Source organism: Pseudomonas sp. ICMP 3272 (assembly GCF_001466905.1).
Taxonomy (GTDB): domain Bacteria; phylum Pseudomonadota; class Gammaproteobacteria; order Pseudomonadales; family Pseudomonadaceae; genus Aquipseudomonas; species Aquipseudomonas amygdali.
On the sequence record NZ_LKEK01000049.1, the window covers coordinates 1 to 11,845 of the forward strand.

The window sequence follows — 11,845 nt, forward strand, 5'->3', positions numbered from 1 at the left end:
CAGGAAGACGACATCGCCCTCAATGCCCAGAAAAACCTGCATGTCTCGGCCGTCGAAGGCGAAGTGGTCATCACCGCGCCGACCATCCGCCTGGTCGCCGATGACGGCAGTTACATCAAGATTGGCGGCGGCGTCGAGATCGGCTCGCAAGGCAAAGTCACCGTGCACGCCAGCGAACACGACTGGATCGGCCCCAAGACCGACAGCGCTGCGATCCCCTCTTTCGGCCGCGACCCCGCCGCCCAGCAGGTCACCTTCCACTACCCCGGCCACAGCGAACAAAGCCCGCGGGCAGCAGCGGACCACTCGTATGAAATCAAACTGGAAGATGGCAGCCTGTCGAACAAAGCCCGCGGGCAGCAGCGGACCACTCGTATGAAATCAAACTGGAAGATGGCAGCCTGATGAAAGGAATGACGAACGCAGACGGACTGACCGAGCGCGTGGAACGCGAAATGATGCATCAGGCACAGGTATCGGCATTACGCAGCGGCACACCGAAAGGAGGTGCCCAATGAACGGCGCCGATGAATACGCCGTTGCCCAAGGCAACACACGCCTGATCCCCAACCTAAATACCACCAGCAAAATGGAAGTTCCCGCCGACTTGCCCGGCGTAGTGATCTTTCTGCATGGTGTGAATGACCCGGGGGCTTCTTATGAGTCGGTGGAGACCGGGTTGTGTCAGGGCGTGAATGAGCGGCTGGATCGGCCGGATCTGGTGGCTGGGCGGTATGGGGCCAAGTACAAGGCAGCTGAAAAAACAGCGCCTGAAAAACGGAGCAGTGACCAGAAGGTAATAATCGATGATTCTGACACTTATCTTTATCGGCGCGACACCACTGACCCTAAAACCCACAGCCTTCTCATCCCTTTTTACTGGGGCTATCGAGCAGCACCTGAGGATATAAAACGCGATGATGCGGGCGACCCGCTCAGAATGCGCAATCAGTTTCAAGACATCAACGGCAACCGTCTGGATCGTCATTTTGCCAAGGGCGGTGGTTTTTTCGCCAACGCGACAAACAATTTACAAGAAATGTATGGAGAAGGCTTCGAGCCAAACTTCAAAACTCATTCAGTAGAATTCTTGAGTGCGGATAACTCTTTATACTTTGGAAAAGCGCCTTCAAGGCACTACTTTGTGCTGGCAGCGCATCGTTTGGCGATGCTGGTCCGCGAGATTCGCCGCCTATCGCCCGATGAAACCATCACCATCATGGGCCATAGCCAAGGCACGCTTATAACGTTATTGGCGCAAGCCTTGTTGGTCGATGAAGGCCAGCGTTGCGCGGACACTGTGATCATGGTTGACTCACCCTACAGTGTGCTGCCAGACGTAACACCCAAAGACCATGACACCCTCTCAACGCTGATCAATATCGTCAGCGCGGTTACAAAAAACCCTCACACACAGCCGCCATTGTCAGACCTGAGAAACCCCGCTACCTATGCAGGCAGAAGTGGGCCTAAATGGTCGCCCGCTCAAGGTACCCGAAAGAATAAGCTAGGTAACTTGACCGTCTTCCCCGAACGAGATAATCGCGGCAAAGTGTATCTCTACTTCTGTCCTGATGACACCACCGTGGCGCTGGACGATGTGCAGGGCATCGGCACGTATGGCGTACCTGACGCTTTGCCGGATGGGCGAATGGCTATGATGATCCTGCAGGCAAGACGCTTTTATCAGCGGATGTGGACAAAACGCCATCGCGACGGAGAGCCGGTTTTGGTAGGCAAGACACCTCAGCCCGAGTTTCTGCGTGCGGAGGGCGAGAGCCGTTACCCAGGCGGTTCTTTCTTTGTCGGGCTTGTCTCTCAGGCACCCGTATCAGAAGGGCAAGAACGCCTGATCAATGCAGAGGCATTGAATCCCCCTCACGAACCGCAGATGTTTGGCGGCGAAGCAATCAAAGGGACACCCACGACCGCTGGCCGAGATAGGCCTGACGATGTCGGGAAAAGCGTTGCACTCGGCAAAGATGCGGCCACGTTTCTCTGGATACAGATGCCTGGTGAGTATGACCCGTACAAGATTGATAAGGAGCAAGCTCTGGCACGTTATAACAGCCTGTCCAATGACCCCGAAGAACATACCAGATCGGTACGCATCTCCAACAATCGTCGAAGCTTTCAGCGAGAAGAAACACCGTCCGAAGTCCGTAAACGTATGGAACACGACAACAGTACATGGGGAGACAACTCCTATCACTCCGGTTTGCTACGGAGTCCGGAGAATCACCGTTGGGTCACTGCAATGGACATAGCGATTGGCCAATGCAAAAGCCTGGACGACCCAGCAATGTGTGAATTGCTGGTGGCTATTGGGGACTGGCGAATGGATGCAAAAAAATTTCTCAATACAACCGAATCCCCAGCGTGGGGCCGTCTCAGTCCACGTGCCCAGGCATTGGTAAAGGCCAGTCATCAGTACTATCAAAAAGGTATATTTCCACCCTATGGATTGGTCCCTCTGTCCCCACCGGCCTTGGTCAAGAATGTCTTGAATAAAGGGGCAAAGCAGTGACGGACACCAAACAAAAATCTTCACTTCGCCCGTCACTAAGACCCTACCTCTGGACGATCGGACTAACGCTGGTGCTGTGGCTCGGCTTTGTCATCATTGTTTATTTGAAAGCACAGGAAACCGACGTGGAACTTCGTGATATACATTCAGTGGTACGCTGGAGTATTACAGGGATTTTGGCTGCTGCACTATTGGCGTACAGCGGGCATTGGTGGGGCAACGCCGTCGCTCATGAAAAAGCTGAACTGGCCGCTTATAAATCCGAAGTGATCACTCAGAATGCAGAACAGGAGGCTGCTCGACAGCGAACCTATTCACTGGAGATAAGAGGTGCCGGAATTGGCATCTATGAAGATCATCAGTCTGAAATCTGGGATTTCATAAAAAAGAAAAACAATAATTTTGTCTCTATCTTTTCACGGGATCCCAAGGATTATGACCCCTCACTCGACGCTAAAGAGATCAGCGCAGATATAAAATTACAAGTCGCTTTCAAACATTCAGCGTCTGAATCCGTAGCCTATTGGCCGATTCCAGTCTTCGCGCTTGGCCCACCTAATCCATATGAAAAACCCTACAGAGCCGCAAACCTGATCAACGCCGGTCGCAATGCTGCTACTCTCGGCGTCACGCTATTCCTATGGCAGGACGATGAGAGCACGAGCAATGCTCAAGCCATGATTGAGCGACTTTTCAAGTTCTTCAACGATAATCCGCAGGTCCCACAAGCATTGATCGCAAGTCAGGACGGCGACGTCACACGAAATATTTATCGTAAACGTGGTACCCCCGGCCTGCCCAAAAATGCTCAGGTCGTACCGACCGTGTTCGAAAGCATGACAGGCCTACTTGTCACCCGTTCGGATCGTGTAGACCGGTATATTCGTCCTTATGCGATAAGCGAAAAAGAAGACAATCAAAACAAAAATACCGATCTGGGCAAACTTTGGGCTTTTTATTGGAGCCGTGATAAAGCATTTTCAGACTGGTACGAAAGCGCGGAGAGCGCCAAGGGGATTGAAAGCCCCTACGCTCCAGGCACCATGTCCACCGCCTACTGGCAAGCCCAGCTCCCTACCCTCTGGAAAACCATCAGCAATCGCGGCCCTGGCAACTTCGAGCCCTCCCCGTGGCTGCCCATCCGCTGGGGTCAGCATCAGGTCAAGGAGTTCGACGCTGCGCCGGTACTCGGCTATTTGCACCGCCCGATCAAGGCGCCCATGCAGGATGAAAACGGCAAGCGCTTGAAACCTGCTTTACAAGCCAAAGCCTTGCAAGCCGCATGGGTGCAGGCGTTGGATACCTTGCCCGACGGTCAGAAACCTGTACGGGTGTTCTACGACAGCACCAACAACCCGGAAGCCGAAATCGCCCTGAACAACGCCCTGCACGACCTGAACAAGGACGGCCACGGTCTTGAGCTGGGCAACGTCGAAGAGGGCTACGACATCGGTCGCCGTCTGGGCAATACCGGGGTCAGCGGTGCGCTGGTCGAGATCAATCTGGCTACCATCGCCAGTTACAAGGATGGCGGCGTCAGTGCCGTGGTTTACGCTGGCACCGATGGCAGCCTGAGCGTACAAATGGTCCGCCCGCCCGATGAAGCCCGCAAGGCGAAGAATAGCCAGAACCGCGGCGCAGACCCGTTTACCTTCGGCTCGCCAACCGGCGGGGCACCCGCAGAGTGAGTTATCCCGTCTGCCTGGGCGACGCCACCAGCAGTGGTGGCCGAGTGGTGTCCTGCCAATTGGCAGGCACCCACACACTCAACGGCAAGCCACCGGCCGCGCTGGGCGACAAAGCCACCTGCCCGCTTCATGCGGGTGAGTTCGCCTTTATCGAAGGCCACCCCACCCGAAAACTGAACGGTATCCCGGTGGTCCTGCACGGCCATCGACTGGCGTGCGGTTGCCAGGGCGTGGCCAGCCATGCCATGAATGTGCGAGTGGTCTAGGGATTTTATTTGCAATCAGGCCATGCAACGAGGGCACAGTAAAACGATATTGAATTTCGTGATTTTAAAGAGGTGGGTACAACCATGCTCTAAACGCAAAATCTGACCATCGCGCCTGTGCCCTATTCGTCTATGGGGTTTGAGAAAATCGGGAGTCGAGCCAGCTAGCGTGAACACAGGGCTATGAACTCCCCGACTAGATCGTCGGGCAGTTGATGATCCTCCTTGAAGCCTTAAGCAGCAGTAAATCACCGAGAAAAAGTAATCGTTCAGATCGCTCAGTACCGCCGAAAACTCATACTGCATACAACCTTCAGGAGGATGTTAAGCCCAGCGATCAAGATAGTCGAAGCTGCCCAATAGCCTGGAATTCGTGCCGCGCCCCGCCTGTTATGGCCTCATCAAATACCCCGCCAGCCCCTCCACCCGTTCAAGCCACCGCAAAACACTCGGATACGCACCCAGCTCCACACCGCCTTCCGGTGCCAGCACCACATACGGATAAACCGCACACTCGGCAATCGTAGGCCGCCCCATTGCCAGCCAGTCATGCTGTGCAAGATGTTTGTCGAGCAGCCCCAACACAACAGAAGATTTCTGCAGGGCCTCGGCCTTGTTCAGCGCAGCGCCGAATTTCTGCACCAGCCGCGCCGCGCAAAGGCTGTGCTGGATTTCGTTGCCGGCGAACGACAGCCATTGGGCGATTTCGGCCTGTCCCTGAGGGTGAGCGGGCCACCACGCCAGACCGCCATATTCGCCAGCGAGGTAAATCAGAATGGCCTGCGAGTCACGCAGGACGACCGGACCATCCTGCAGAACCGGCAATTCGCCCAGTGGATTCAGGTCGGACAGTGGTGGCTTTTTATGCTCGCCGTTCAGAAAATCCACGGCGACCACGTCAAGCTCGATATGGGCCAGGGCAGCGAACAGGCGTACTTTGTAGCAGTTGCCGGAGGCTTGCAGATCGTACAGTTTCATTGTGTGTCTCCATCGACGAGTTGATTGAATTCCAGAACGTTGCCATCAGGGTCGCGGATGAACAGTGCGATTCGTCGCGGGCCGATGGGGTGCGGCCCTTCAGTGACGACAATTCCCTGCGCGCCCAGCCAGCGCTCGAGTGCCTGCAGGTCATCGACGATAAACGCCGGATGCGTCATACCGGGCAGTTTCAGTGGGGCATCCAGCAACACGTTGTGAGCACGGGGCACGCGAACGCCATTGAAGATCAGGTTGATGCGCACGCCGTCCGGGCTGAGCATCTCGTTGGCTTCGTAACGTGGAAAACGTGCACTCTCGACAAAACCAAGCGCCTGGTAGAAAGCCAGTGCGCGGTTTTGGTCGCTGACGCGAATACCGATATGGTCGTATGCGAGAATCCGGGCGGGGTTGGGTTGCAGGCTCATGAGGTTGAAACTCCGATTGGAAGCAGTTTCGCCAGTGTCGGCCACGGCAGTGGTTTCACCTATGCTGCGGACCTGACAAGACCTATGCACTAATCGCACAAATCAGAAGGTGGCAATGGACAGGCTCAAGGCAATGGCCAATTTCGTGCGGATCGTCGACAGCGGCAGTCTGAGTTCGGCGGCGGATGTCACCGGGCAATCGGTCGCGTCGCTAGTCCGCTCGCTGGCCGCTCTGGAAAGTCATCTGGGCGTACGCTTGTTGAACCGCAGCACGCGGCGCATGGCCCTGACCGATGAGGGCGAGGAGTATCTGCGCTGGACCCGGCGCATGCTCGCGGACTTCGATGACATGGAACAGCGCCTTGATGGCCGCGACGGCATCGTGCGGGGCCTACTTCGGGTGACGGCACCTGTCGAGTTCGGGCAGCGTTATATCGCTCCGCTGGTAAACGCCTTTCTCAGCGAGCATCAGGACATCAACGTCGAGCTGAACCTCAATGACCAGATCGTGCCTTTGCTCGACGAGCGCCTTGATCTGGCGTTGCGCATCGGCCATCTCCCGGACTCGGCGATGGTCGCGCGCAGGATCGGGGCGACCCGGCTGGTGACCTGTGCAAGCCCGGGCTACCTGCGCACCGCCGCGCTTCTGGACACGCCGAAATCACTGCCTGAGCACGCGTGTATCACGCTGGCTTCGCACGGCCGGCAGTGGTACTTCCGGCATCAGGGCAAAGAGTTGATACAGGACATTACCCCCAGGCTGGTCTGTAATCAGGTCCGCGCTGCCAGCCTGGCCTGCGTGCAGGGTCTGGGCGTGACCCGGCTGATGCATTATCAGGTTGCAGATGAACTGGCTGACGGTCGCCTGATCAGGGTACTCAATGACTTCGAAACGGCAGATCTGCCGATTCAACTGGTTTATCCGCACACCTTGCAGCTCTCACCCCGGGTCAAGGCATTCGTCGAATGGGCAATTCCACAGCTGGAAAAATGTCTGCCTGATCCCTCTCTTCAAGATCGATAGCGCTGCCGAAAACTCAACTGATGCGCGCGCAGACGCGCACCTGTGCTCGCGGTGGAAATGTGAAAATTTTGTTAACTATTTGTTCGCAGTGTCTTTTTCTGACAGAAACAACCTGCCACAATAATGCGAACAGTTATCAACATTATTATCATCCAGCCACGGACGGCTTCAGGGAGTGTCGGGTTCATGCCGGGCCAGCAATCGCAAAGCCGTTTTCTTTTCACCCCTGCCCTGCTGACAATGGGCATCTGGATCGCAACTTCTCAGGCTGCCTACGGCGCTGAAACGCAAGCCACCGAAGCGTCATCGACGACGACAATGGAGCTGGGCGCGACGCAAATCAGCAGCGATCAACTTGGCTCTACCACCGAAGACAGTCAGTCCTACACCACGGGCCCGATGCAGACGGCGACCAAATTGCCGCTCACCATTCGTGAAACCCCGCAGGCGGTGACCGTCGTCACTCGTCAGCGCATGGACGACCAGGCCATGACCAGCATCAACGACGTGGTGAAATACACCCCAGGTCTGTTTTTGGACCAATCCAGCGGACCGGGCCGGCAAACCTACACCTCTCGCGGTTTCGACATCGACAACATCATGTACGACGGCCTGCCCGCCTCGTACTCGGGCTACACGGCAGGCGTTCAACCCAACCTGGCCATGTTCGATCATGTCGAGGTGATCAGAGGCGCTACAGGCCTGGCGACAGGGTCTGGCAACCCTTCAGCGGCGATCAATATGGTGCGCAAACGCCCTACCGCCGTTCCACAGGTCACCCTCACCGGCACGGTCGGAAGCTGGGACGACTACCGCGGCGTATTCGATGCCTCCGGACCACTGAATGACAGCCGCACGGTACGCGGCCGAATAGTCGGTTCCTACCAGGATGCCAACAGTTTCCGCGACAAGGAAAAAAGTGATCACAGCGTGTTCTACGGGGTGGTCGAGGCAGATCTGAACGATGCCACGACCGCCACTCTGGGCTTGTCTCGTCAGGAAGATCAGACCAATTACTTCTGGGGTGGCCTGCCACTCGGCACTGACGGCCATCACCTGAACCTGCCGCGTTCGACCTATTCCGGCTCGGATTGGGAAAACAAGAAAATCCGCATAGACACCGTGTTCGGTGAGCTGGAGCACCGTTTCGACAACGACTGGAAACTGCGCGTAGCAGGCTCGAGCTCGTCGCTGGACGGTCTGTTTTCAGGCACTTACCTGTCGCGCTACAACGGCCCGCTGGAAACGACGGCCTATCAGTCCAAGCCTGAGGAGCAGCAGACTGCGTTCGATGTCTACGCCAGCGGGCCGGTCGAAGCCTTTGGGCGCACCCATGAAGTGGTGGTCGGGACCAGCAGGCGCGTGTACGACAAGACCAGCAAGGAGTACAGCCCCTATGACACAGGACTGCCGATTGGCGCGCCGAAGCCGGACTTCGTCCGCGATGGCAAGACGCATAGCATCGCCACCCAGGATGCGGTTTACCTCACTACACGTCTGAGCCTGGCCGACCCGCTGACCCTGATCCTCGGCGGCCGTCTGGACTGGTACGACTACGATGATCGCTCTGGTGATGAAGACTACAAGGTCACCCGCAACCTGACGCGCTACGCGGGGCTGATCTACAAGCTCGATGAACACCATTCCCTGTACACCAGCTACACCGATGTCTTCCAGCCACAGAGCGCGCAAAGCCTGTCCGGCAAGGTACTCGACCCCGTCGTGGGCGAAAACTATGAAGTCGGCATCAAGGGCGAATATTTCAACGGTGCCCTCAATGCCAGCCTGGCAGTGTTCCGGATCGATCAGAAAAATCTCAAGACCGAGTCACCGACCCAGGCGGGCTGCGCGGTCCTGACCTGTTACGACGCAGCCGGTCTGGTACGCAGTCAGGGTATCGAGATGGAGCTGCAAGGCGCATTGACCGAGAACTGGCAAGTCGGCGCAGGCTACACCTATGCCCGCACCCACTATCTCAAGGACACCGATCCGGCGAACAAGAACCAGCAATTCAACACCGACACACCCGAGCACCTGTTCAAGGTATCGACCGTCTACCGCCTGCAAGGCGCACTGGAAAAAATGCGCGTCGGCGGCAACGTCTACTGGCAGAGTCGCATGTACAACGACATCGCGCTCACAGACGGCAGCTACCGTCTGGAACAAGGCAGCTACGCCGTCGCAGACTTGATGGCGGGGTATCAGGTGAGCAAGAACCTCGACTTGCAACTTAACGCCAACAACATCTTTGACCGCTCCTACTACACGGCGATTGGCGCAAGCTCGGTATGGGGCTCCACCGACGTCTACGGCAACCCGCGCAGCTATGCGTTGACGGCCAAGTACAGTTTTTGAGCCTGAGCCACGCTGCTACCAGGCATGCTCGGTAGCAGCGTGGTTACGCCTCACACCCCAAACGCCTTCGCCATACCGCCCACCCCTTTGGGTGTCAGCTTCAGTGCTCTGGAATCCAGATGGCGGCTTACCCAGCCGCGCGTGAGCATCAGCTCCAGCAGCGCCGCCCCCAGAGCGCCACCGATGTGCGGGGCGCGTTCGCTCCAGTCCAGACAGGCGTAGGCCAGACGTCTGCGTTGCTGACGTACTGCGTCCACGTCGATGCCCAGCGAGTTCAGTGATTCGACACCCCGTTCACTGATCACATAGTCCTTGCCCTGCTCATTTAACCAGCCGGCCTTCAGTAAGGCGTCGTGCAACTTGACGGCGACTTCACCGGCGCAGTGGTCGTAACAGGTTCGAGCCTGTCTCAAGGCAGAAGGCGTGTTGGGTTTGAAGGGCGCAGCGCTGTGCTGAGTCAGTAACAGCAAGGACTCCAGCGCTTGCGCCACCTGCGCATTGGCCAGTCGATAGTAACGATGCCGGCCCTGCACGAGCATTTCCACCAGCCCCTGCTCACGCAAACGCGCGAAATGCCCGCTGGCACTCGATGCGCCTATATCGGCCAGCGCCGCCAGCTCGGTCGCGGTTCGTGCGTGCCCGTCCAGTAGCGCACAAAGCATTTTGGATCGTGCAGGGTCAGCAATGGCACCCGCCACTGCCGCCAGCGAGAGGTCTGCCGCTTCAACATCCATAGTTCAGCCATCCCTGAAGTGTTCTGGTAGGCGGCCATCATACTGCTGCCAAACCACTTGAAGGGATTCACCCATGCATCAATCGAGTTTTTTTGGCAGAAAAGTCGTCGCAGCTACATTTCTGATGGCTGTGTTTGGCTGGGGCATCGGCTTTTACGGTCCGCCGATATTCATGTATGCCGTGATTCAGAGAACCGGCTGGTCGACCGCGCTGTGCTCGGCTGCGGTCACGGTGCATTTTCTGGCAGGTACGTTTGTCGTGGTCAACCTGCCTGCGTTGTACAAGAGGTATGGCCTCCCATCGATTACGGTTTCAGGGGCGGCAACCCTCGCTGTCGGCGTGTACGGCTGGTCGATCGCCAATCAGCCCTGGCAATTGTTCATCGCCGCGGCGCTGAGCGGGTTCGGTTGGGTAACCATGGGCGCGGCGGCAGTCAACGCTACCATCTCGCCATGGTTTGTCAGCAAGCGCCCTGGCGCATTGGCGATGGCCTATAACGGCGCGAGCATCGGCGGTGTAGTCTTTTCATCGGGCTGGGTGTACCTGATCGAGCGGTTCGGGTTCAGCCTCGCTGCGGTCGTGGTGGGTGTACTTTCAACAGGCGTGATTGCGCTCCTCGCTTTCGGTGTGTTCCGGTTCAGGCCTGAACATCTGGGTCAGCACCCCGATGACATTCGCCAGACAACCACTGAACTGCCTCCATTCCAGGACACTGCGCCCTTAACGCTACGGAGTAACCGACCATTCCTCACGCTGGCGGCGGCCATGTCGCTCGGGCTGTTTGCGCAGATCGGCCTGATCAGCCAGTTGTTCCTGCTGCTGATTGATCACATCACACAACAAACCGCAGGTATGGCCATGGGTGTTTCTACCTGCAGCGCTATCTTCGGCAGGTTCCTGTCCAGCAGGCTGTTAGTGCCAGGCGCCTGTCGACGCCACATAGCCAGCCTGAGTTACGCCTGCCAGTGCCTGGGCTGTGTGGCGCTGATGTTTATCGGCGCAAGCTCTGTCCTGTTATGGGTCGGCATGATTCTTTTCGGTGTGGGTATCGGCAATGCGACATCACTGCCTCCGCTAATTGCCCAAGCGGAATTTCCCAGGCATCAGGTTGCGCGCGTGGTGACGTTGATCGTCGCCATCGCTCAAGGCTGCTACGCCTTTGCGCCAGCACTCTTCGGTGGTGTCCGGACTTTATTCAACGGGCCTGACAGCGACCTGATAGCGCTGGCACTTGCTGCCAGTATTCAGGCGGCAGCGATACTTATCCTCATCAGCACGCGGCCACATGAAAAACAGTAAACAATGCCGAAAACAGAGTGATCACTCTGCTTTTAAAAAAGAATATTAATTCCTGTAAAACAATAAAAACCACTAATTTATTGCCATAAAAATGAATTTTATGTAATTAAAGCAAAGCTAAATCCGTATAGTTGATATCTGAATTTACATGCCATCAACTATATAAAATTGCATTAGTGTATTTTACCGTTCAGCAATTTCCTGCTTGTCACGCACGTCTTGAAGAACCTGTCGGCCGCCCCGGCTGCCGACTTGCCTGTCTGCCTGTTTCATATTTCTATTTGGAGACTCTCCCGATGGCCAGCCCCCTGCTGCCTGTTGTTACCACGTTGCTGATATCCCTTTCCACCTTTGCCGTGTCTGCCGCTGACCGGCAGAACCCGCTGCCATCAACCTCGAGCGAGCGGCGTGCAGAAGTCGACGACCAGCGCGAACACATCACAGGTGCCGACCTTGCCGTGCAGAAAACACCTGGTGGAGCACAAACGGTTGTGGATGCCCCGATTGATACCGCAGACGCCCCTGGCAGCGATGCAGACCACTGATTT

General features: G+C 56.7%; 10 protein-coding genes and 1 pseudogene. 8 read left to right on the plus strand and 3 right to left on the minus strand.

The window, feature by feature from the left end; genetic code table 11:
* The 4 genes and pseudogenes from AO068_RS11985 to AO068_RS12000 form a co-directional block, all read left to right on the plus strand.
* Nucleotides 1-518: pseudogene (locus AO068_RS11985) on the plus strand (DUF2345 domain-containing protein); the annotation flags it as partial.
* A complete protein-coding gene (locus AO068_RS11990; RefSeq protein ID WP_058408460.1) occupies nt 515-2,527 on the plus strand; it encodes a T6SS effector phospholipase Tle3 domain-containing protein in 2,013 nt (670 codons plus the stop codon). The pseudogene AO068_RS11985 and the gene AO068_RS11990, both read left to right, overlap by 4 nt.
* Nucleotides 2,524-4,215 carry a type VI lipase adapter Tla3 domain-containing protein gene (locus tag AO068_RS11995; RefSeq protein WP_161936584.1) on the plus strand — a complete coding sequence of 564 codons (1,692 nt, stop codon included), beginning with the start codon at nt 2,524-2,526 and terminating at the stop codon, nt 4,213-4,215. The genes AO068_RS11990 and AO068_RS11995 overlap by 4 nt, the downstream gene beginning before the upstream one ends.
* Nucleotides 4,212-4,481, plus strand: a complete 270-nt coding sequence (locus AO068_RS12000) for a PAAR domain-containing protein (RefSeq protein WP_058408461.1) — start codon at nt 4,212-4,214, stop codon at nt 4,479-4,481. The genes AO068_RS11995 and AO068_RS12000 overlap by 4 nt, the downstream gene beginning before the upstream one ends.
* A 390-nt stretch (nt 4,482-4,871) precedes the next feature.
* On the opposite strand, the gene AO068_RS12005 is transcribed toward AO068_RS12000, so the two are convergent.
* Together AO068_RS12005 and AO068_RS12010 are read right to left on the minus strand one after the other, a co-directional pair.
* Complete coding sequence (locus tag AO068_RS12005) at nt 4,872-5,459, minus strand: glutathione S-transferase (protein ID WP_058408462.1); 588 nt, start codon at nt 5,457-5,459, stop codon at nt 4,872-4,874.
* A complete protein-coding gene (locus AO068_RS12010; protein WP_058408463.1) occupies nt 5,456-5,884 on the minus strand; it encodes a VOC family protein in 429 nt (142 codons plus the stop codon). Before AO068_RS12010 ends, AO068_RS12005 begins: the two co-directional genes overlap by 4 nt.
* Nucleotides 5,885-5,999: 115 nt before the next feature.
* Here AO068_RS12010 and AO068_RS12015 point away from each other — a divergent pair, with 115 nt between their 5' ends.
* Nucleotides 6,000-6,908, plus strand: a complete 909-nt coding sequence (locus tag AO068_RS12015; RefSeq protein WP_058408464.1) for a LysR family transcriptional regulator — start codon at nt 6,000-6,002, stop codon at nt 6,906-6,908.
* A gap of 186 nt (nt 6,909-7,094) precedes the next feature.
* Nucleotides 7,095-9,263: a TonB-dependent siderophore receptor gene (locus AO068_RS12020; protein ID WP_058408465.1), complete on the plus strand. Its 2,169-nt coding sequence runs from the start codon at nt 7,095-7,097 to the stop codon at nt 9,261-9,263.
* Nucleotides 9,264-9,313: 50 nt separating this feature from the next.
* On the opposite strand, the gene AO068_RS12025 is transcribed toward AO068_RS12020, so the two are convergent.
* Nucleotides 9,314-9,997 carry an ArsR/SmtB family transcription factor gene (locus tag AO068_RS12025; RefSeq protein ID WP_058408466.1) on the minus strand — a complete coding sequence of 228 codons (684 nt, stop codon included), beginning with the start codon at nt 9,995-9,997 and terminating at the stop codon, nt 9,314-9,316.
* 73 nt (nt 9,998-10,070) lie between these two features.
* Between AO068_RS12025 and AO068_RS12030 the strand changes: the two genes are divergently transcribed.
* Both AO068_RS12030 and AO068_RS12035 read left to right on the plus strand, forming a co-directional pair.
* On the plus strand, nt 10,071-11,297 hold the full coding sequence (locus AO068_RS12030; RefSeq protein ID WP_058408467.1) for an MFS transporter: 1,227 nt from the start codon (nt 10,071-10,073) through the stop codon (nt 11,295-11,297).
* Nucleotides 11,298-11,593: 296 nt separating this feature from the next.
* Entirely contained in the window at nt 11,594-11,842 is a 249-nt protein-coding gene (locus AO068_RS12035) for a hypothetical protein (RefSeq protein ID WP_057402487.1), read from the plus strand.
* Nucleotides 11,843-11,845 lie beyond the last annotated feature (3 nt).